The organism is Pseudomonas sp. R4-39-08 (genome assembly GCF_003852275.1).
Classification (GTDB): Bacteria; Pseudomonadota; Gammaproteobacteria; order Pseudomonadales; family Pseudomonadaceae; genus Aquipseudomonas.
The window spans coordinates 1,886,408-1,906,089 of sequence record NZ_CP027733.1; the positions used below are offsets into that span (position 1 = coordinate 1,886,408).

At 62.5% G+C, this 19,682-nt stretch carries 18 protein-coding genes, 4 tRNA genes and 1 pseudogene; 17 read left to right on the top strand and 6 right to left on the bottom strand.

The window, feature by feature from the left end; genetic code table 11:
- Nucleotides 1-2,133, bottom strand: a complete 2,133-nt coding sequence (locus tag C4J88_RS08650) for a TonB-dependent siderophore receptor (RefSeq protein ID WP_124406729.1) — start codon at nt 2,131-2,133, stop codon at nt 1-3.
- Between the two features lie 195 nt (nt 2,134-2,328).
- On the opposite strand from C4J88_RS08650, the gene C4J88_RS08655 reads away from it, so the two are divergent.
- From C4J88_RS08655 to C4J88_RS08690, 8 genes are all read left to right on the top strand, one after another.
- Nucleotides 2,329-3,354, top strand: a complete 1,026-nt coding sequence (locus C4J88_RS08655) for an NAD(P)H-dependent glycerol-3-phosphate dehydrogenase (protein ID WP_124406730.1) — start codon at nt 2,329-2,331, stop codon at nt 3,352-3,354.
- Nucleotides 3,355-3,364: 10 nt separating this feature from the next.
- Nucleotides 3,365-3,712, top strand: coding sequence for a DUF4389 domain-containing protein (locus tag C4J88_RS08660; RefSeq protein ID WP_124361997.1), 348 nt, complete (start codon nt 3,365-3,367; stop codon nt 3,710-3,712).
- A complete protein-coding gene (gene sixA / locus C4J88_RS08665; RefSeq protein WP_124406731.1) occupies nt 3,709-4,158 on the top strand; it encodes a phosphohistidine phosphatase SixA in 450 nt (149 codons plus the stop codon). Before C4J88_RS08660 ends, sixA begins: the two co-directional genes overlap by 4 nt.
- A gap of 72 nt (nt 4,159-4,230) precedes the next feature.
- Nucleotides 4,231-4,674: a hotdog fold thioesterase gene (locus C4J88_RS08670; RefSeq protein WP_124361999.1), complete on the top strand. Its 444-nt coding sequence runs from the start codon at nt 4,231-4,233 to the stop codon at nt 4,672-4,674.
- Between the two features lie 97 nt (nt 4,675-4,771).
- Entirely contained in the window at nt 4,772-5,575 is an 804-nt protein-coding gene (locus tag C4J88_RS08675; protein WP_124406732.1) for an alpha/beta fold hydrolase, read from the top strand.
- Nucleotides 5,572-6,426, top strand: a complete 855-nt coding sequence (locus C4J88_RS08680) for an alpha/beta hydrolase (RefSeq protein ID WP_124362001.1) — start codon at nt 5,572-5,574, stop codon at nt 6,424-6,426. The genes C4J88_RS08675 and C4J88_RS08680 overlap by 4 nt, the downstream gene beginning before the upstream one ends.
- Before the next feature lie 102 nt (nt 6,427-6,528).
- A complete protein-coding gene (locus C4J88_RS08685) occupies nt 6,529-7,347 on the top strand; it encodes a DUF4892 domain-containing protein (protein ID WP_124406733.1) in 819 nt (272 codons plus the stop codon).
- Between the two features lie 72 nt (nt 7,348-7,419).
- Complete coding sequence (locus tag C4J88_RS08690) at nt 7,420-8,481, top strand: AI-2E family transporter (protein ID WP_124406734.1); 1,062 nt, start codon at nt 7,420-7,422, stop codon at nt 8,479-8,481.
- Here the strand turns inward: C4J88_RS08690 and C4J88_RS08695 are convergent.
- Nucleotides 8,478-9,512: a HAMP domain-containing sensor histidine kinase gene (locus C4J88_RS08695; RefSeq protein ID WP_124406735.1), complete on the bottom strand. Its 1,035-nt coding sequence runs from the start codon at nt 9,510-9,512 to the stop codon at nt 8,478-8,480. The genes C4J88_RS08690 and C4J88_RS08695 overlap by 4 nt on opposite strands.
- Entirely contained in the window at nt 9,512-10,276 is a 765-nt protein-coding gene (locus tag C4J88_RS08700) for a response regulator (RefSeq protein WP_124406736.1), read from the bottom strand. The genes C4J88_RS08695 and C4J88_RS08700 overlap by 1 nt, the downstream gene beginning before the upstream one ends.
- A 259-nt stretch (nt 10,277-10,535) precedes the next feature.
- Between C4J88_RS08700 and pyrF the strand changes: the two genes are divergently transcribed.
- Nucleotides 10,536-11,234 carry an orotidine-5'-phosphate decarboxylase gene (gene pyrF / locus C4J88_RS08705; protein WP_124366448.1) on the top strand — a complete coding sequence of 233 codons (699 nt, stop codon included), beginning with the start codon at nt 10,536-10,538 and terminating at the stop codon, nt 11,232-11,234.
- Between the two features lie 165 nt (nt 11,235-11,399).
- Here the strand turns inward: pyrF and C4J88_RS08710 are convergent, their stop codons facing one another.
- Nucleotides 11,400-12,407 (bottom strand): NADP-dependent oxidoreductase, encoded by a 1,008-nt coding sequence (locus C4J88_RS08710; protein ID WP_124406737.1) that lies wholly within the window; start codon nt 12,405-12,407, stop codon nt 11,400-11,402.
- A gap of 229 nt (nt 12,408-12,636) precedes the next feature.
- On the opposite strand from C4J88_RS08710, the gene C4J88_RS08715 reads away from it, so the two are divergent.
- The 4 genes and pseudogenes from C4J88_RS08715 to C4J88_RS28010 all read left to right on the top strand — a co-directional run bounded on the left by C4J88_RS08715 (nt 12,637) and on the right by C4J88_RS28010 (nt 17,094).
- Entirely contained in the window at nt 12,637-13,398 is a 762-nt protein-coding gene (locus C4J88_RS08715; protein ID WP_124406738.1) for an SDR family oxidoreductase, read from the top strand.
- 202 nt (nt 13,399-13,600) lie between these two features.
- Nucleotides 13,601-15,013, top strand: coding sequence for a PLP-dependent aminotransferase family protein (locus tag C4J88_RS08720; RefSeq protein WP_124406739.1), 1,413 nt, complete (start codon nt 13,601-13,603; stop codon nt 15,011-15,013).
- 995 nt (nt 15,014-16,008) lie between these two features.
- A pseudogene (locus C4J88_RS28005) lies at nt 16,009-16,233 on the top strand (HAMP domain-containing protein); the annotation flags it as partial.
- Nucleotides 16,234-16,251: 18 nt separating this feature from the next.
- Nucleotides 16,252-17,094 carry a methyl-accepting chemotaxis protein gene (locus C4J88_RS28010; protein ID WP_372238013.1) on the top strand — a complete coding sequence of 281 codons (843 nt, stop codon included), beginning with the start codon at nt 16,252-16,254 and terminating at the stop codon, nt 17,092-17,094.
- 36 nt (nt 17,095-17,130) lie between these two features.
- Here C4J88_RS28010 and C4J88_RS08730 read toward each other — a convergent pair whose 3' ends face one another.
- Both C4J88_RS08730 and C4J88_RS08735 read right to left on the bottom strand, forming a co-directional pair.
- On the bottom strand, nt 17,131-17,943 hold the full coding sequence (locus C4J88_RS08730; RefSeq protein WP_124406741.1) for an alpha/beta fold hydrolase: 813 nt from the start codon (nt 17,941-17,943) through the stop codon (nt 17,131-17,133).
- A 160-nt stretch (nt 17,944-18,103) separates the two neighbouring features.
- Nucleotides 18,104-18,862, bottom strand: a complete 759-nt coding sequence (locus tag C4J88_RS08735) for a hypothetical protein (protein WP_124366453.1) — start codon at nt 18,860-18,862, stop codon at nt 18,104-18,106.
- A 370-nt stretch (nt 18,863-19,232) separates the two neighbouring features.
- On the opposite strand from C4J88_RS08735, the gene C4J88_RS08740 reads away from it, so the two are divergent.
- The 4 genes from C4J88_RS08740 to C4J88_RS08755 all read left to right on the top strand — a co-directional run bounded on the left by C4J88_RS08740 (nt 19,233) and on the right by C4J88_RS08755 (nt 19,647).
- Nucleotides 19,233-19,308: transfer RNA gene (locus C4J88_RS08740), tRNA-Glu, on the top strand.
- A 3-nt stretch (nt 19,309-19,311) separates the two neighbouring features.
- Nucleotides 19,312-19,387 (top strand) — tRNA-Gly (locus C4J88_RS08745).
- A gap of 105 nt (nt 19,388-19,492) precedes the next feature.
- A tRNA-Glu gene (locus C4J88_RS08750) sits at nt 19,493-19,568 on the top strand.
- Nucleotides 19,569-19,571: 3 nt separating this feature from the next.
- Nucleotides 19,572-19,647: transfer RNA gene (locus tag C4J88_RS08755), tRNA-Gly, on the top strand.
- Nucleotides 19,648-19,682 lie beyond the last annotated feature (35 nt).

Below are 19,682 nucleotides of genomic sequence, written 5' to 3' on the forward strand. Positions count from 1 at the left end.
TCAGAACTCTAACTGCGCGCTGAAGTAGAGCACATGGCGATGGTCGTAATGGTTGTCGGGCCAGGTGGTCGGCTGGTTATCGAGGCGTTGTTGCAGCATGCCGGCCAGCTCCACGTTGGTTTTGCCCAGGGCAATGCGCTTGGCCACCCGCAGGTCGACCCGTTCGAAGCGATACTCGTTGAGTGCGTCGTCACCATAGTAAAACAAGGCGCTGGACCAGCCGTGGCCCCATTCGCGCAACCAGCCGGCCGAGCCGCTGTTGCGTGCGGTCTGCGCTTTGTCCAGCGGGTTGCTGGTGCTCGCGTCGACGTAAGCGTAGGTCAGGCGCAGGCGGTCGGCCTCGCTCACGCGCCAGTCGAATTGGGATTCGGCACCGGTAAAGCGCGAGCTGTTGGCGTTGCTGGCGATGTATTGGTTGTTGCGCAACGGCGAGCTGATCATGTCGGTGATTTCGTCATAGAACAGCTTCACGTCGACATTCAACCCGAGGTCGGCAAAGAAGCCGTTGTAGCCCAGTTCGCGCGAGCGCATCAACTCTTTATCGAGATTGCCCGGGCCGCGTGTTACCACAAAATATTGCCCGGAATTTTGCCCATACACCGGCGAACTGAGGTTGGTGACGCGGTAGCTCCAGTTGACGTTGTTCTCGAACATGTCCGGTGAACGGATCGCCTCGGAGTACACCGCCCGCAGACCGTGGCGCGGGTTGATCAGGTAGTTGACCGCCACGCGGGGTGTCAGCGAGTTACCGCTCAAGTGGGTGTCTTCGTACATCGCGCCGCCTTGCAGCAGCCAGTGTTCGCTGGCGCGCCATTCCAGGTGGCCGAACAGGCGCCAGGTGGTGTCGTCCAGCGTTCCGTTGAAGTAGGTGTCGGAGTCGGCGCGGTCGTAGCGGTAATTCATTCCGCTGACCAGGCGCAGGCTGTCGGAGAGGCTGAGGGTGTCTTGCAACTCCAGGTCGTAGCGGCTTTCCTGGGTGCTTTGGTCGATATCGCCGCACACGCTTTGGCTGGCGCCGTTGCGCCATTGGTCCAGTACCTGGTTGCCCAGCGCCTGCTCGGCGGCGCTTCCGGGCGGGGCGCTACCCTGGCTGAACTGATCCATGTGCCGCGCCAGCTTTTCGGCGTAGTTGGGGTTGAGCTGCCACAGCTGGGTCAGTTCGGGGCTGAACGAGACCTTGGCGTCACAGGCTTTCCAGATCTGCCGACGGTTCCATTGCTGGGCCGACCCCTGGATATACAGGCTGTGGTCGGGGTTGAAGTCAAAATTCCAGCGCATTGAACCCGCATAGTCCTTGGCGGTGACGTCGGAATTGGTGCCGCCTTCGGTAATCCCGGCGAACACCGGAGTGTAGGTATAGGGACGCTGATTGGTGCCTTCCTTGGCATCCAACTGCCAGTCGATGCTCTGTTGCGCATTCAACGTCTGGCTGACAGCCAGGCTGAAACGGCTGAGGCGGCGGCTGTCACGGCGGTCGGCACCGGCGGCATCGCTGTCAAAACCATCGTCCTGTTGCCCGGACAGCGACAGGCGCAAGTCGCCGGTTTCCCAGCCCACGCCCTGGCTGGCATAGACATCGTTGATCCCGCGTTCACCGCGGATGACCTTCACCCGCGTGCCCTGGCTGTTGGCCGGTGAACGGGTGAGGATATTGACCACCGCCATCAGCGCATTGGCGCCGTAGCTGACGGTATTGGGGCCACGAAACACCTCGATACGCTCGATGTCTTCCATGGCCACCGGAATATCGCTCCAGTCCACTGTGGCCAGGCCGGCGCGGTACACCGAGCGTCCGTCGATCAAGACCTGCATGCGCCGTGCATCGCTGGCGCTGGTGCCGTGGTAATTCACCGCCGCCTGGTTGCCGGTGGTGTAGCCGACCATCATTCCGGGCACCAGGCGCAACAGCTCGGCAATGTCACGCGCGCCGCTGGCCTTGATCAACTCGCTGTCGATCACGGTCATGCTGCCGGGTACGGCCGCGGCCGATTGCTTGAGACGGGTGGCGGTCAATACCTGCGGCAGCGGTTGGCTGTCGAGGAACAGATCGTCGGCCGACGCACTGGCGCTGCACGCCAGGGTCAACGGCAGCATCAACAGCAGGGATGAGCGGGGAGGAGGGCCCAGGTACACGGCGCGGCCTTGATAATTGCGGATAGCCGCCCATGTTAACTGAGGTGAGGCCTTTTGCCAGTCGTGAGACCTGCAATAACTTCACTCAAGTGTGGCATTTTCCGACAAGCGCACGAATTCACACGGGGGCTGGCCGCAAGCAGGTCGCCCCGTATAATGCCGCCATCGCCACTGGTATGGATTAACGGATTGCATATGACTGAACAGCGCCCTATCGCGGTCCTGGGAGGCGGAAGTTTTGGTACCGCCGTGGCTAACCTGCTGGCCGAGAACGGCCACGCCGTGCGCCAGTGGATGCGTGATCCCGAGCAGGCCGAGGCCATTCGCGTGCATCGGGAAAACCCGCGTTACCTTAAAGGCATCAAGATTCATCCGGCGGTCGAACCCGTTACCGATCTGTTGGCAACCCTTGCCGCCTGCGACCTGGGCTTTGTCGCGCTGCCTTCCAGCGCGTTGCGCTCGGTGCTGGCGCCCCACGCCGAACGCCTGGCGGGCAAGCTGCTGGTCAGCCTGACCAAGGGTATCGAGGCGCAGACATTCAAGCTGATGAGCGAAATCCTCCAGGAGATCGCCCCCCAGGCGCGCATTGGCGTGCTGTCCGGGCCGAACCTGGCGCGGGAAGTGGCCGAGCATGCGCTGACCGCCACGGTGATCGCCAGTGAAGACGAGTTACTGTGCGAGCGCGTCCAGGCGGTGCTGCACGGTCGCACCTTCCGCGTCTACGCGAGTGCCGACCGGTTCGGCGTCGAGCTGGGCGGTGCGCTGAAGAACGTCTACGCCATCATCGCCGGCATGGCCGTGGCCTTGGGGATGGGCGAAAACACCAAGAGCATGCTGATTACCCGTGCTCTGGCGGAGATGACCCGTTTCGCCGTGAATCAGGGCGCCAACCCGATGACGTTCCTGGGCCTGGCGGGCGTCGGCGACCTGATCGTCACCTGCTCGTCGCCGAAAAGCCGTAACTATCAGGTCGGGTTCGCGCTGGGCCAGGGGTTGAGCCTGGAAGAGGCCGTGACTCGCCTGGGCGAAGTCGCCGAAGGGGTCAACACCCTCAAGGTGCTCAAGGCCAAGGCTCAGGAAGTCGGGGTGTACATGCCGCTGGTTGCCGGGCTGCACGCGATCCTGTTTGAAGGGCGCACCTTGGACCAGGTGATCGAGCTGCTGATGCGCGCCGAGCCGAAAACCGATGTCGACTTTATTTCCACCAGCGGTTTCAACTGAGGAACGCGGCATGAACGATTCGAAAGCAGCTCCCAAGTATGAGTCCATTGTGCTGCGCATCCTGTGGATGCTGGTATTTGCCCTGGTGTGGCAGGTGGCGCAGTTCGTGCTCGGCGCCTTGGTGGTGGTGCAACTGATTTACCGGTTGATCTATGGCGCGCCGAACCTGAGCCTGATGAACGTTGGCGACAGCCTCAGCCAGTTCCTTGCGCAGATCGGTCGCTTCGGCAGCTTCCACACCGAGCAAAAACCCTGGCCGTTCGCTGATTGGCCAACCCCGCGTGCACCGGAAGGCGAAGCCGCGCATAGCGTGCCGCCAGCACCGCACCCGGTGCGTGATGAAGAGCCCAAGCTATGAAATTGTGGATCCTGCGCCACGGGCAAGCCCAAGCTCATGCGCCAACTGACGCCGAGCGCAACCTCACCGAGCACGGCCGGGCTGAAGTGTTGCGCAGTGCAGCGCACCTGATCGGCCAGCCGCTCAGTGCCATCATCGCCAGCCCTTATGCGAGGGCGCAGCAGACGGCGCAACTGGTTCGCGAGGCGTTGGGTTTCGAGCCGCCGGTCTGCACGGTGCCGTGGCTGACGCCAGAGGGCAGCCCGGCGCAGGTGCTGGAAAAACTCGATACCGATGACAACGTGCTGCTGGTCAGCCATCAGCCGCTGGTGGGCAACCTGATCAGCTTTTTGCAGCACGGGCACCCGCATCAGCCGCAGCCGATGCATACCGCCAGCCTCGCGCTGTTGGAGGGCGACTTCCCATTGGCGGGGTTGATGAGCCTGGTCAGCGTTGAAAATCCATAAGCTATAGCGCTTATCTGGAATGCCGTTGTGTGTCAGGATTAGGATCGTAATAAAACCAATAAGGACAGTCCCATGAGCCTGTGGCGCACGCAACCGAATATCGAACAGCTCAACGCGAGCCAGAAAAACACTATCGGTGAATTGCTGGATATTCGCTTTGAAAGCTTCGACGACGAATCCATCACCGCCAGCATGGTGGTCGATCACCGCACCCATCAGCCCTACGGCCTGTTGCATGGCGGCGCCTCCGTGGTACTGGCCGAAAGCCTGGGCTCGGTGGCGGCCTACCTGTGCGTCGATGCGAGCAAGTTCTATTGCGTGGGCCTGGAGGTCAACGCCAATCACCTGCGCGGTGTGCGCAGCGGGCGCGTAACGGCGGTGGCCAGGGCCATTCATATCGGCCGCACGACCCAAGTGTGGGACATCCGCTTGACCAACGACGAGGGCAAGGCCAGTTGCGTATCGCGCCTGACCGTGGCCGTGGTGCCCCTGGGCGAACAGCCTCCGGCGCGATAGACATGGCGTGAGTGTCATCATTCCTGGCGGTTACGGTCATTGCCGTGAACGCCAGGCATGGTGACAATCAACCTCTGTTCCTGGAGAGCGCGCCGCTATGTCGCAGCATGTGTTTTTCGCCCACGCCAATGGCTTCCCGTCGGCCACCTACGGCAAGTTGTTCGCGGCCCTGGCTCCCGAATATACGGTGGGGCATCTGCCGCAGCACGGCCACGATCCCAGGTTCCCGGTGGACGATAACTGGCAGAACCTGGTCGATGAACTGATCCACCATCTGCAGCAGCAACCGGAGCCGGTGTGGGGCGTCGGCCATTCCCTGGGCGGGGTCTTGCATTTGCACGCCGCCATGCGCTGCCCGCAGTTGTACCGTGGCGTGGTGATGCTGGACTCGCCGGTGTTGACCCGCGCGGATCGCTGGGTGATTCGCGCCGCCAAACGCGTTGGTTTGATTGATCGCCTGACTCCGGCCGGACGCACCCTGGGCCGTCGTGAAGAATTCACCGACCTGGACGCCGCGCGCGCTTACTTCGCCGACAAGACCCTGTTTCGCGGTTTCGACCCCGAGTGCTTCGAGGCGTATCTGCAACATGGTCTGCTGCCAGTGGGCGACCGTCTGCGTCTGCGTTTCGACCCCGCGACGGAAATCAGCATCTATCGGGGCGTGCCTCACACCAGCCCCGGCCAGGTGCGCCAGTTGAAAGTGCCGCTGGCGGTGGTGCGCGGCCGGCAGAGCCGTGTGGTGATGCGCCATCATGTCAGCGGCGTAGGTCGCCTGCCCATGGGTGAGATGCTCACCATGCCCGGCGGCCATATGTTCCCCCTCGAACGACCCCAGGACACCGCGACCTTGATCAAGCACCTGTTTGCCCGCTGGCAGGCCCGTGAGCGCAGCTGCGCATGAGCGCGCCCGTGGAAGAAGTACGCCTGAGCCTGCCGCATATCGAGCTGGCGGCGCATCTGTTCGGGCCTGAAGACGGCCTGCCGGTCATCGCCCTGCACGGTTGGCTGGACAACGCCAACAGCTTTGCGCGCCTGGCGCCGAAGCTGCAGGGGTTGCGCATCGTCGCGCTGGATATGGCCGGGCACGGGCACTCGGCACATCGTCCGGCCGGGGCCGGTTACGCCGTGTGGGATTACGTCCACGATGTGTTGCAAGTGGCCGAGCAACTGGGCTGGCAACGTTTTGCATTACTTGGCCATTCCCTCGGCGCCATCGTTTCCCTGGTGCTGGCCGGAGCGTTACCGGAGCGCGTGACGCACCTGGGGTTGATCGACGGGGTGATCCCGCCGACCGCCCGCGGCGAGAACGCGGCCGAGCGGCTGGGCATGGCATTGCAGGCGCAATTGAGCCTGCAGGGCAAGCGCAAGCCGGTCTATGCGAGCCTGGATCGGGCGGTCGAGGCGCGCATGCACGGCCTCGTCGCGGTCAGCCGCGAAGCCGCCGAACTGCTGGCCCAGCGCGGTTTGATGCCGGTGCCGGGTGGCTATACCTGGCGCAGTGACAGCCGCCTGACCCTGGCATCACCGATGCGCCTGACCGATGAACAAGCCATGGCGTTCGTACGACGCGTGAGTTGCCCCACGCAATTGGTGGTCGCGGCTGACGGGCTGTTGGCGAAACATTCCGAATTGCTTTCACAGCTGCCCTTTACCGTGACGACGCTGCCGGGTGGCCATCATTTGCACCTGAATGACGAGCCCGGTGCGGTTCTTGTTGCAGACTGTTTCAATCGGTTCTTCTCCGCGCCTTGACTTGGCGCGGTCAACTGCCGAGGCTGGGCGGATTGAAAGGGAGTCAACCATGAACCATCTTGAAACCGCTGCGACCCTCCATGGCCACGGCTCATTGATCCGATGAGCCTGGGTAAAGGCTGTATCCGTGCCTTTGGGCTGTGCTGTTTCAGCCCGCTGGTGTTCGCCGCCGATGTAGCGGGAAGCCAGGACTTACCGGCCATTGCCCGCCAGGTGGACGCGCAGATCGTCGACTATCGCCCTGCTGAAGAAAAGGAACGCATCTACCCCATGGGCGCGATCCGCAAGATCAGCGGTCAATTGCGCTCCGAAGCCCAGGCCACCGCACGCGGTCCAACCACTGCGATCACCTACGAGCTGCCCGCCGAGCACAGCTCCAGCGCCGCCTTTACCGCCACCCGCGAAGCCTTGCAGGCTCAGGGCGCGCAGCTGTTGTTCTGGTGCCAGGCCCGCGATTGTGGCGAAAGCAGCCTGTGGGCCAATGAAGTGTTCGGCAACGCCAAGCTGGTGGGCGCCGATGGCCAGCAGGAGTACCTGCTGTTGCGCCTGGCGGCGCCCCAGGACAACTCGCTGGTGGCGCTGTACGGCATTACCCGTGGCAATCGACGCGCCTATCTGCATGTCGAGCAACTGGACGCCAGCACGCCGCTGGGCACTCTTCTGCCCACGTCGGCAACCCTGTTGCGTGAGCTGAAAAGCACCGGCGAGCTGGACTTTCCCGCGCTCGGCGCCGAGCCCGACGCCACCTGGTTGACCTTGATTTCCCGTGGGCTGAACCTCGACACCAACCTGCGCGTCAGCCTGACCGGGCCCAGCGCCGAAGCCTGGCGCCAGGGCCTGATCGACAGTGGCGTGCGCGCCGCGCGCCTGGAAACCGGCACAGGCAAGGCTGAAGGCCTGCATCTGCATCTGATACGCTAAGCGCCACAGGGCGAACGGACCCGCGCCGTTCGCCTAAGCTGTCTTCCTACATGACTCTTTTCGAGATACCCGATGCTCAATAACGATCGCCTGCTGGTGCAAATCCTGCTGCTGGTGCTGTTCGGTGCCAGCTTCTGGGTCATGGCGCCGTTCTGGTCGGCGCTGTTCTGGGGCGCGGTGCTGGCGTTTGCCAGTTGGCCGCTGATGGTACTGCTGACCCGTGGGCTGGGCGGCCGCGAATCACTGGCGGCCGGTATCCTGACATTGGGCTGGATGTTGCTGGTCGCGCTGCCGCTGGTGTGGCTGGGGTTCAACCTGGCAGACCACGTGCGCGATGCCGTCGTGTTGATCAAGGATATCCAGGTCGACGGCTTGCCCAATGCGCCCACCTGGCTGGGCTCGATCCCGCTTATCGGCGAGCGGCTGGTGGCGACGTGGGACAGCATCGATCAACAGGGCGCGGCGTTGATGCAGAGCATCAAGCCTTACCTGGGTCAGGTCGGCAATTGGTTGCTGGCGCGCAGTGCGCAAATCGGCGGTGGCATTCTCGAGCTGACCTTGAGCCTGGTCTTCGTGTTCTTTTTCTACCGCGACGGGCCGCGCCTGGCGATGTTCGTGCACCGTCTGCTGGAGCGCCTGATCGGCGACCGCGCCAGCTATTACATCGAACTGGTGGCCGGTACGGTGCAGCGGGTGGTCAATGGCGTGATCGGCACGGCCGCCGCCCAGGCCGTGTTGGCGCTGATCGGTTTCCTGATCGCCGGGGTGCCTGGCGCGTTGCTGTTGGGCGGCGTCACCTTCCTGCTCAGCTTGATTCCCATGGGCCCGCCGCTGGTGTGGATTCCGGCCACGGCCTGGTTGGCGTGGAAGGGTGACTACACCTACGCGGTGTTCCTTGGCGTGTGGGGCACCTTCATCATCAGCGGCGTCGACAACGTGCTCAAGCCTTACCTGATCAGCCGTGGCGGCAACCTGCCGTTGGTGATCGTGCTGCTGGGCGTATTCGGCGGCTTGATCGCGTTCGGCTTTATCGGCCTGTTTATCGGCCCGACCTTGCTCGCGGTGGCCTACAGCTTGTTGACCGACTGGAGCGCCACCCAGGCCCAGGCGCGGCGCGAAGACAAGCCGCTCTAAGCCCTCGGCAGCCACACTACGGCGGTCAAACCGCCGCCTGGCGTATCGTCCAGGCTCAGGTGGCCGCCGAGGCGCTCGACCGCTTCCTTGGCGATCGTCATGCCCAGGCCGACGCCGCCGGAATTACGGTTGCGCGAGCCCTCCAGGCGAAAGAACGGTTCGAACACCGCTTCGCGCTTATCGGCCGCGATGCCAGGGCCGTGATCGATCACGCGGATCATCAGGGCGCCGCGGCTGTCGGCCAGTTCCACGCGCGCCGAGCCGGCATAGCGCAGGGCATTGTCGATCAGGTTGTTGAGGCACGAACGCAACGCCATCGGCTGCACCTGCAAGGGCGCGCAGGTGCCGCACACCTGCACATCGCTGCCCTGGTCCTGGGCGTTTTCGCTGAGCGATTCCACCAGCGCCTGCACGTCGAGCCAGTGGCGGGTCTCGCTGGTGCGCTGTTCGTGCAGGTAGCTCAAGGTGGCGTCGAGCATGCCGATCATGTCGTTGAGGTCCTGGCGCATCTGGCCTTGCAGCTTGGTGTCTTCGATCTGTTCCAGGCGCAGTTTCAGCCGGGAGAGCGGCGTGCGCAGGTCATGGGAGACTGCCCCGAGCATGCGTGCGCGCTGGCTGACTTGTTCGCGGATGCGCCTTTGCATCAGGTTGAAGGTTGACGCGGCCTGGCGTGCCTCGCGAGGCCCGGATTCGTCCAGCGGCGGGCTGTCGAGGTCGAGGCTCAAACGCTCGGCCGCCGCGCTCAGGCGCTGGATCGGCCGGCTCAACAGCTTGGCGCCGTACCAGGCGGCGATGATCAGCGAAATGAATTGAAACGTCAGCGGCACCACCGGGCCGCCGAACCAGGGGCGCTGATGCCTGGCCAACGGTTTCATCGAGCCATCCGGCTGCTCGACGAAGGTTTCCGGCGGCGGTGGCGGCGGAGGGCCGTAATGATGGAACCAGAAGAACGCCAGCGCATGCGCCAGCACGATGGCCACCAGCAACACGCCGAACAGCCGCCCGAACAACGTATTGAAGGTGGCGCGCATCAACCGATATCCCGCGCGTCGAACAGATAGCCTTCGCCGCGCACGGTCTTGATCAAGTGGGGGGCCTTGGGGTCGTCGCCCAGTTTCTGGCGCAGGCGCGACACCAACAGGTCGATGCTGCGATCGAAGGCTTCGATGGAGCGACCGCGTGCGGCATCCAGCAATTGCTCGCGGCTCAACACGCGGCGCGGGCGTTCGATGAACACCCACAGCAGGCGGAACTCGGCGTTGGACAGCGGCACTACCAGGCCATTGTCGGCCACCAATTGGCGCAACACACTGTTGAGGCGCCAGTTGTCGAAGCGGATGTTGGCGCGCTGCTCGGTACGGTCATCGCGCACCCGGCGCAGGATGGTCTGGATACGCGCCACCAGTTCGCGCGGTTCGAAGGGTTTGGACATATAGTCGTCGGCGCCCAGTTCCAGGCCGATGATACGGTCGGTGGGCTCGCAGCGGGCGGTGAGCATCAGGATCGGAATGTCCGATTCAGCCCGCAGCCAGCGGCACAAGGTGAGGCCGTCTTCGCCCGGCAGCATCAGATCGAGCACCACCACATCGAAGGTCTCGGCTTGCATGGCCAGGCGCATCGCCGCGCCGTCGGTCACGCCCGTGGCGAGAATATTGAAGCGCGCCAGGTAATCGATCAGCAATTCACGAATCGGCACATCGTCATCGACGATCAGCGCACGGGTGTTCCAGCGCTTGTCGTCGGCGATCACCGCGCCTGGGCGCTCGTCGTTTACCGGGACGGAAGGAGTCTGCATAGTGCGATCATCTACCTGATTGTTACGGCCAGCATAGGCGCCCAGCCCCATGGCTGGAAGTGCTGGACGGTCGGTCATGCGGCGAGGCTAACGGTGGGGCGTGTTGGGCGCATGTCGTGAATGTATCGGCTTTGAAATAATTGTCGCAAACCGGCGCCCATCAACGCCCAAATCAGTATTTACCGATCATCGGATCCCGCAACGGCGCCGCTTGCGCTACAATCCGCGCCGATTTCGACTTGCCTGAGAGCCCATTCCAATGTCCGTCTGCCAGACTCCTATCATCGTCGCCCTGGATTACCCCACCCGTGACGCCGCACTGAAGCTGGCTGACCAGTTGGACCCTACGCTTTGCCGGGTCAAGGTCGGCAAGGAACTGTTCACCAGTTGCGCGGCGGAAATCGTCGGCACCCTGCGTGACAAGGGCTTCGAAGTGTTTCTTGACCTTAAATTCCACGATATCCCCAATACCACCGCCATGGCGGTCAAGGCAGCGGCCGAGATGGGCGTGTGGATGGTCAATGTGCATTGCTCCGGCGGCCTGCGCATGATGAGCGCCTGCCGGGAAGTGCTGGAACAGCGCAGCGGGCCGAAACCGCTACTGATCGGCGTGACTGTGCTGACCAGCATGGAGCGCGAGGACCTGGCCGGCATCGGCCTGGACATCGAGCCGCAGGAGCAGGTGTTGCGCCTGGCCGCCCTGGCGCAAAAAGCCGGCCTCGACGGCCTGGTCTGCTCGGCCCTCGAGGCCCAGGCGCTCAAGAGCGCTCACCCGACGCTGCAACTGGTGACCCCGGGGATCCGCCCGGCGGGCAGCGCCCAGGATGACCAGCGCCGTATTCTGACGCCGCGCCAGGCGCTCGATGCCGGTTCCGACTACCTGGTGATTGGCCGTCCGATCAGCCAGGCGGCCGATCCGGCCAAGGCGCTGGCAGCCGTCGTTGCCGAAATCGCCTGATACTGGATGTGAAAGTGGTCCACTGTGGGAGCGAGCTTGCTCGCGAAAAACGTCCAGGCAACGCGTTCATTCTGAATAAACGCGGGGGCCCTGAGTTCTTCGCGAGCAAGCTCGCTCCTACAAAAAGCCTTAAGGCATGCCCCTCCCACATTTGTCTATCCTGTATCAGCTGACCTTCAGCACCAGCTTGCCGAAGTTCTCGCCGTTGAACAGCTTCATCAACGTCTCGGGAAACGTCTCCAGCCCGTCAACGATATCTTCCTTGCTCTTGAGCTTGCCCTGCGCCATCCACCCGGCCATTTCCTGCCCGGCCGCGGCAAAGTTCGCTGCGTGATCCATCACCACAAAGCCTTCCATCCGTGCGCGGTTGACCAGCAATGACAGATAGTTGGCCGGGCCTTTCACGGCTTCCTTGTTGTTGTACTGGCTGATAGCCCCACAAATCACCACCCGCGCCTTCAGCGCCAGGCGGCTGAGCACTGCGTCGAGAATATCGCCGCCAACGTTATCGAAATACACATCCACGCCTTTGGGGCACTCACGCTTGAGGGCGGCGGGTACGTCTTCGTGTTTGTAGTCGATGGCGGCATCGAAGCCCAGTTCGTCGACCAGGAACCTGCACTTGTCGGCGCCCCCGGCGATGCCCACCACGCGGCAGCCTTTGAGTTTGGCGATCTGCCCGGCAATGCTGCCGACCGCACCGGCCGCGCCGGAGATCACCACAGTCTCGCCGGGTTTGGGGGCACCAGTGTCCAGCAGCGCGAAGTAGGCAGTCATGCCGGTCATGCCCAGCGCTGACAGGTAGCGCGGCAGGGGTGCGAGTTTCGGGTCGACCTTATAGAAACCGCGCGGCTCGCCCAGGAAGTAATCCTGCACGCCCAAGGCGCCGTTGACGTAGTCGCCCACCGCAAAGTTCGAGTGCTTGGAGGCGATCACCTTGCCTACGCCCAATGCACGCATCACTTCGCCGAGGCCGACAGGTGGAATGTAGGACTTGCCCTCATTCATCCAGCCGCGCATGGCGGGGTCGAGGGACAGGTACTCGTTGTGCACCAGCACTTGCCCGTCCTGCGGCGTGCCTACCGGGACTTCCTGAAAGGTGAAGGTGTCCCGCGTGGCGGCGCCGACCGGGCGTTTGGCAAGCAGGAACTGGCGGTTGGTCTGGGCAGTCATGGCGGCAACTCTTTAGAAGGGGAGTATGAGTGATAGACAAGGAACCGCCTGTGAGCAAGGTTGTTCGAGCCACGCGAATGCTTGCCGATAGACGAGGTTGATAGTCAGCCCGGTGGCCTTATCACCCAGACGCATGCAGCGCCAACCGGCCTTCTGATAGTGCTGACGCGTCGCGCCCCGGATTGACTAGACTCGCTCGACGGCTATCAACCTCCCAAAGGACATTCCCATGAGCATGACGTTTTCCGGCCAGGTTGCCCTGGTGACCGGCGCCGCCGCCGGTATTGGCCGCGCGACCGCGTTGGCGTTCGCCGCCGAAGGCTTGAAAGTGGTGGTGGCCGACCTCGATGTGGCGGGCGGCGAGGGCACGGTTGCATTGATTCAGCAATCGGGTGGCGAAGCCTTGTTTGTGCGCTGCAACGTCACCCTGGAGGCGGATGTGCAGCAATTGATGGCGCAGACCGTCGCCGCCTACGGCCGCCTGGACTATGCCTTCAACAACGCCGGGATCGAGATCGAGAAGGGCAAGCTGGCTGACGGCAGCCTGGATGAGTTCGATGCCATCATGGGGGTCAACGTCAAGGGCGTGTGGTTGTGCATGAAGTATCAACTGCCGCTGTTGCTGGCCCAGGGCGGTGGCGCCATCGTCAACACGGCGTCGGTGGCGGGGCTGGGCGCGGCGCCGAAAATGAGCATCTATGCGGCGTCCAAGCATGCGGTGATCGGCCTGACGAAGTCGGCAGCCATCGAGTACGCGAAAAAGAAAATCCGCGTCAATGCCGTCTGCCCGGCGGTGATCGATACCGACATGTTCCGCCGCGCCTATGAAGCTGACCCGCGCAAGGCCGAATTTGCCGCAGCGATGCACCCGGTCGGGCGCATTGGCAAGGTCGAGGAAATCGCCGCCGCGGTGTTGTACTTGTGCAGTGATGGCGCGGCCTTCACCACCGGCCAGGCCCTGGCGGTGGACGGCGGTGCCACGGCGATTTAAGACTTCACACTGCCACCTGTTCGAAAAGGACTGGGGGGTTGTGGGGTGTTTCCATAGCTGGCAAAAAGCCGCGATCGAATGTGTATCACCAGGTAAAAAACCCAATAAAATCAATACTTTAATAAAAGTTGGGAACGGGTTTTATTGGGCTTCTGTGCTTAACTGTTTGGGTTGAATAACAAACAGTTGAAGTGAGTGGCTCATGGATTTAGGGATTGATCGACAAGCCCCGGTACCGGTGGTGCAGCAAATCATCAGCGCAGTCGCGGGATGGATTCGCAAGCATGGGGTGAGCCCCGGCACACGCTTACCGTCTGTGCGGCAATTGGCCCTCGACAACCTGCTCAGCCAGTCCAGCGTGATCGAGGCATTCGAACGGATGGAGGCCCAAGGCATGCTGGCCTCGAAAAAAGGCTCGGGGTTCGTCGTGGCGCAGCCCGCGAGCATTCAGGAAAACCAGTGGTACGAAGGCGCCGAACAGGGCTGGGGCAGGTTTACCGACAGCCCTTTAGGCGAGCTCAAGCTCAGCTGTGGCTGGCTGCCGGACGCCTGGCGCGAGAGCGATGACATCAGCTACGCGATCCGCGAAGTCAGCCGCACCGACACCGCAGGCCTGTTCAATTACAGCACGCCTCTGGGCCTGCCGGCCCTGCGTGAACAACTGCTCAAGCGCCTGACCCAGATTCAGGTGCCCAGCAGTCTCGACTGCATTCTCACCACCCACGGCGCCAGCCATGCCTTGGACCTGCTCATACGCACGTTGCTCAGGGCCGGCGATACGGTGGTGGTCGAGACCCCCGGGTATGGCAACCTCTACCGGCAACTGGCGTTTCACGGGGTAACGTTGCTGGAAGTGCCCCGCACGCGCAGCGGCCCGGATATCGAGGTGCTGGAGGCGCACCTGCAATGCCATCGGCCCAAATGCCTGTTCATCAACAGCCTCTATCACAACCCTACCGGTACCAGCCTGTGCCGCGCGGTGGCCGAGCGCTTGCTGGCGCTGGCATGCAGCCGGGATTTCCTGATTATCGAGGAAGACGTCTATGGCGATCTGCAGCATGCCAGTTGCACGCGGTTGTCGGCGTTGCCCCATGATGACCGTGTCATCTACGTCTCCAGTTTTTCCAAGACGCTGAGCAGCGCCTTGCGCGTGGGCTACCTGAGCGCCAGTGCGGCGATCATCGCGCAACTGGCGCAACTCAAGACCCTGACGGGCATCGGCACCTCACGCTTTGCCGAAGCGATAGTGGCCACCTTGCTGGTCAACGGCGCCTACCGCAAGTGGGTGCAGCGCCTGCGCAAGCGCCTGAATACGCAAATGGCCGCCACCTTGCAGGTGCTGGAGGATGAAGAATGGCAAGTGTTTGCAGTACCCGCCGGCGGCATGTTCCTGTGGGCGCGGCCTGGCGCGCAAAACCCTTCGCGCGTGCAGGCGTGTGCCCGCAAGCTCGGTGTGCTGCTGGCGCCGGGAATGCTGTTCAACCCGGCGGGTGAGTGCTGCGAGTGGCTGCGCATCAACGTGGCCTACGCAGCTGATCCGCGAGCACTGGCGCTGTTTCGTGCCCTGGGACCCGCCAGATCGACCTCGACCATTCTGAAAACGACGGGTGTGTAGCTTTTTGCCATTATTGTGGCGCCCACGACTTGTGTTCAGTGCCCCGTGGTTGCGACTCTCGCTGCTGGTAAGCGGGTTTATGGCATCTGCCATTGCAAGAGGACTCAAGTGCAATGATTTCGGGCGCGCAACGACGTTTCGCCAACCTCGGTATGGCGAAAAAACTGGGCTTGGGTTTTACTCTGGTGCTGCTGCTGACGGCAGTGATAGCGGCCATTGGCGTATGGTCGCTGCAAACCGTTGGCCAGCGCTTCGAAGGCCTCAAGCACATGTCTTCGCTCAACAGTGGACTGCAGAAGGTGCGCCTGATCGAACAGGATTACGCCTTGCACGCCGACCCCAAGGCTGTTGACGCCCTGCATGAAAGTGTCGACGCGCTGGCCGCGCTGGCGGCCAGTCTCAAGGCCCAGTCCGCTGCCAACGTGCCGGTCATGACCGATGTCGAGCAAGCCCTGGCGGCCTACCGCAAGGCGTTCGACGAGTTCGTCGAACTGACCCAGGCCAAGGACCTGGCCCTGGAAATGGCCAGTTGGTCGGTGTCCAGCGTGGCCAATAACCTCGATGTGTTGCAGGCCGGCCTGGCGGACGATGGCGCCTATGGCCTGAAGGAAAGCCAGGGCAAGGCGGGTGCCGAGTTTATCGAGCAGGCAGGGCAGGTGAGCCAGGTGTCGCGGTTGATGCTGCAGGCGATGAACGAAGCGCGGCTACGCCTGGATCAGAGCCGCAAGGCCGATGCGGAGGAGGCCGAGCAGGGCAAGATCGAACAGGCCGACCAGGCGCTGGCTCAGGCCGAACAACTGAAAACCTCGGTCAAGGACCCCGGCTACCAGACCGTGCTCAATGAAGTGTCCGGGCATATCGCGGCGTTCAGCGAAAAGCTCGGCGAGTACACCGGCCTCTTGGCCCAGGAAAAACTGGTTTACAAACAATTGCATGATCGCGCCGATCAGGTGGTCAGCCGAGTCAACCTGGCCTATGACGCCGAAGACCAGTCGATGCAGGCGCAGTTGGGCAAAAGCACGCTGCTGATCATCGGTTCATCCGCCCTGGCGCTGCTGGTGGGGCTGATCGCGGCCTGGGTGATTACCCGCTTGATCGTGGCGCCGCTGCGCAGTGTGATCGCAGTGGCACAGCAGATTGCCTCTGGTGACCTGAGTGGGCGCATGGAGGTCAGCCGCCGCGACGAAATCGGCCAACTGATGCAGGCAATGCAGCAGATGGGCAACGGCCTGAGCCATATGGTCAGCGGGTTGCAGGCCGGTATCGAGCAACTGGCCAGCTCGGCGCAGACGCTGTCCAGCGTTACCGAGCAAACCAACGTCGAAGTCAGCAGCCAGAAGGAAGAAACCGAACAGGTGGCCACGGCGATGAACCAGATGACCGCCACGGTGCACGACGTGGCGCGCAACGCCGAAGAGGCCGCGCAAGCCGCACAGACGGCGGATGACAAGGTCGACAGCGGCCAACGGGTGGTGCGCCAGAGCTTGCAGCGCATCGAATTGCTGTCCACGTCCAGCAACAGTGCCAGCGCCAGTATCGAAAGCCTCAGCGCGGAGATCCAGAACATCGGCACGGTCCTGGGCGTGATCAAGAGCGTCGCCGAGCAAACCAACTTGCTCGCCCTGAACGCCGCGATCGAAGCGGCCCGCGCAGGGGAGCAAGGGCGCGGCTTTGCGGTGGTCGCCGATGAGGTGCGGGCGCTGGCCAAGCGCACTCAGCAATCGACCGAAGAAATCGAACGCCTGGTCAGCACCTTGCGCAGCGCGGCGCAGTCGTCGGTGCAGCAGATTCAACAAAGCGGCGAACTGGTGAAGCTGGCGGTCAGCGATGCGTTGGAAACCGAAAGCGCCCTGGGCAGCATTGCAGCGGCGGTGTCATTGATCCAGCAGATGAACCAGCAGATTGCCGCAGCGGCTGAAGAGCAAAGCTCGGTGGCCGAAGAGATCAACCGCAGCGTCACCAGCATCCGGGCAAGTGCCGATCAATCGGCGTTGAGCATGCAAGGCAATGCCGCCTCGAGCATCCAGCTGGCGCAGCTGGGCGCGGAACTCAAGGGCATGGTGGGGCACTTTCGCCTCTGAGCGCGGCCGGGGCGCCGCGACCAGTGGAGAAGGCGATCAGGCGTTGTTGGCGAGGAACGTCAGCAGCGCCTCATTGACGAAGTCCGGATTCTCGCGGCTGGAGATATGCCCGGCGTCGGGAATCAACGTCAGGGCACAGCCGATCAGCTCGGCCATTTCCCGGGATTCCGCAGGTGGCCGCGGCTTGTCCTGCTCGCCGCACATGACCAGGGTGGTATCGCAATCCAGGCGATGAAGCTGATCGAGAGTGTCTGCGCGGCTGAAAATCAAGCGGCCCAGGGGCACCACGCTGTCCAGCAGGCGTTCCCGGGGGAAATCCTGCAGCGACTGACGAAAATCCTGATACAGCGCTGATTCGCGGTCGATTTCCGGCCTGAAGAAAATCGGCGCGATCACATCCAGCAGCGGCGGCGGGATAGCGCCGGCGTCTTCGATCATCTTGAACAGCGAGAAGTAATACTCGCGCGTGGCGTCCGGCTCGGCGCCGAGGTAGGTGTCCATCAGCACCAGGCTGTTGACGCGTTCAGGTGCCAGCAAGGCGAGGCGGGCGCCCCACATGCCGCCGACCGACAGGCCCACCAGGTTGACCTGTGAGATGTCCAGCTGGTCGAGCAAAGCCAGGTTGTGACGTGCCAGGTCATCAAGGGACAGGGTTTGCGCAGGCAGCGTGCCCGACTCGCCATGGCCCCACAGTTCAGGGACGATCACACGGTATTGCTGCGACAGCGCTTCGATCTGCGGTGCCCACATGTCGCGGTCCCACAGGTAGCTCGAACCCAACAGGACGACCGGGCCGGTGCCCTGGTCGATATAGTGCAGCGGTTGTCCATCAATCACGGCGACAGGCATAGCAGGCCTCTAACTTCACGGAGTGAGGGGCACTTTTTTACGCTAGTCGGGGGCGGGGGGATAGATGCAAACTGATGGCACCGTCATGTGCGGCGCAGGCAGGAGCGAGCAAGCTCGCCCCCGCACTCGGAAGGCCGGCCCGTGACGGGGCCAGCGGCACTCAATCGTAAATGGCTTTCTTTTTCCACTCGGCATCGGCGTCGACGACTTTCAGGCCTTCGGTCAGTTCGTTGACTTCGTCTTCGGCCGGCGCGCTGTTGGTCAACACCGTGGAGTTGGCGCGGGCCAACTGTGATTCCAGCAATTGCAGCTGTGCGCTGTACAGCACGGGCTCGGGTTGTTTGCGCAGGTACTGCACGCCACGTTCGAACGCCAGGCGCGCCTGGCCCGGCTGACCTTGCTGCAGGGCATGCTGGCCCAGGTTGTTGAAGAACTCGATGTGCAGCAGCACCAGGATATGGCGGATTTCCTTGATCCAGTGCTTGGCCTCGTTGGTCGGCAGAAAGCCGTCCTGGGCTGCACGGGTGACCTGGCCATGCAGTGCTTCGAGCAGGAAGCGCACATCCTTGGCCTTGGCTTCGGTCTGGATCGGCGCGGGCGGGTTAGACACCGGAATCGATTCGCCCTGGGCGATCATTGCATTCAGCTCGGCGATCCGCGCCTTGAGCGCGGCGCTGGACTTGTTGAGGTTCAGCAGGCGTTGGTTGACGTTGAGTTCCAGGCGGGTCAGCAACAGCTTGAGCGCCGGCGTCATCAACTGGCCGGGAAAGGTCTCGGTGATTTCACCACAGCGACGCAGCCGATCATTGAGCTCGATCTCGGTACGCTTCTTTTCCAGCTTATTGTTTTCCACCACATGGTTCATGTAGCCAATGGCGATCAGTATTACGATCCCGGCTATTACCAGCAGGGTGATCATGAGTGGTGTCACCGGTGTGACCTCTTTATAGGGTTTGCTGTGGAGTGTAGTGACTGCGCTAACCGGCGGATAGGACTGTTCGACCAGTTGCCCAGGTAGTTTCTTCTATATAGGTAAAGTGATCCTGCATGGATGCACATTGCCATCATTTGCCTGTGGCAACTATAGCGCCTTGTGGCGCGTCAGAATATAGGCGCCAGGGCTTGGGCGCAGCAGAATGCCCGCGCAGGCCGCTCAACGGGGCGAAGTCATTGATTTAAATAAATTTATCCTTGGGGGTTGACGACCTTTCAATCCATCCATAGAATGCGCGCCACTTACAGCGTAAAGCACACAGCGAAACGCGGTAGGGAGTGAATGTTGTACGTGTGTCCCCTTCGTCTAGTGGCCTAGGACACCGCCCTTTCACGGCGGTAACAGGGGTTCGAGTCCCCTAGGGGACGCCATATGCGGGAATAGCTCAGTTGGTAGAGCACGACCTTGCCAAGGTCGGGGTCGCGAGTTCGAGTCTCGTTTCCCGCTCCAATTTACAAGCAGTGTGGCCCTCGGGCGGCATTGAGTGAAACCAGGACCACGTCTTCGGACGAGGCCTCTGGGCACTGAAATACACACCATGTGTTTCAGTAGCGTGTCCCCTTCGTCTAGTGGCCTAGGACACCGCCCTTTCACGGCGGTAACAGGGGTTCGAGTCCCCTAGGGGACGCCATTTGCGGGAATAGCTCAGTTGGTAGAGCACGACCTTGCCAAGGTCGGGGTCGCGAGTTCGAGTCTCGTTTCCCGCTCCAATTCAAAGAAAAAGCCACTCAAACGAGTGGCTTTT

Bases quoted from the DNA above. Each gene is read 5' to 3' on its own strand.
- C4J88_RS08735 (WP_124366453.1), bottom strand. From the start codon at position 18,862: ATGATCACCCTGCTGGTAATAGCCGGGATCGTAATACTGATCGCCATT.
- C4J88_RS08690 (WP_124406734.1), top strand. From the start codon at position 7,420: ATGCTCAATAACGATCGCCTGCTGGTGCAAATCCTGCTGCTGGTGCTG.
- C4J88_RS08720 (WP_124406739.1), top strand. From the start codon at position 13,601: ATGGATTTAGGGATTGATCGACAAGCCCCGGTACCGGTGGTGCAGCAA.
- C4J88_RS08685 (WP_124406733.1), top strand. From the start codon at position 6,529: ATGAGCCTGGGTAAAGGCTGTATCCGTGCCTTTGGGCTGTGCTGTTTC.
- C4J88_RS08670 (WP_124361999.1), top strand. From the start codon at position 4,231: ATGAGCCTGTGGCGCACGCAACCGAATATCGAACAGCTCAACGCGAGC.
- C4J88_RS08710 (WP_124406737.1), bottom strand. From the start codon at position 12,407: ATGACTGCCCAGACCAACCGCCAGTTCCTGCTTGCCAAACGCCCGGTC.
- C4J88_RS28010 (WP_372238013.1), top strand. From the start codon at position 16,252: ATGGTCAGCGGGTTGCAGGCCGGTATCGAGCAACTGGCCAGCTCGGCG.
- sixA (WP_124406731.1), top strand. From the start codon at position 3,709: ATGAAATTGTGGATCCTGCGCCACGGGCAAGCCCAAGCTCATGCGCCA.
- C4J88_RS08675 (WP_124406732.1), top strand. From the start codon at position 4,772: ATGTCGCAGCATGTGTTTTTCGCCCACGCCAATGGCTTCCCGTCGGCC.
- C4J88_RS08730 (WP_124406741.1), bottom strand. From the start codon at position 17,943: ATGCCTGTCGCCGTGATTGATGGACAACCGCTGCACTATATCGACCAG.
- pyrF (WP_124366448.1), top strand. From the start codon at position 10,536: ATGTCCGTCTGCCAGACTCCTATCATCGTCGCCCTGGATTACCCCACC.
- C4J88_RS08715 (WP_124406738.1), top strand. From the start codon at position 12,637: ATGAGCATGACGTTTTCCGGCCAGGTTGCCCTGGTGACCGGCGCCGCC.
- C4J88_RS08695 (WP_124406735.1), bottom strand. From the start codon at position 9,512: ATGCGCGCCACCTTCAATACGTTGTTCGGGCGGCTGTTCGGCGTGTTG.
- C4J88_RS08680 (WP_124362001.1), top strand. From the start codon at position 5,572: ATGAGCGCGCCCGTGGAAGAAGTACGCCTGAGCCTGCCGCATATCGAG.
- C4J88_RS08655 (WP_124406730.1), top strand. From the start codon at position 2,329: ATGACTGAACAGCGCCCTATCGCGGTCCTGGGAGGCGGAAGTTTTGGT.
- C4J88_RS08700 (WP_124406736.1), bottom strand. From the start codon at position 10,276: ATGCAGACTCCTTCCGTCCCGGTAAACGACGAGCGCCCAGGCGCGGTG.
- C4J88_RS08660 (WP_124361997.1), top strand. From the start codon at position 3,365: ATGAACGATTCGAAAGCAGCTCCCAAGTATGAGTCCATTGTGCTGCGC.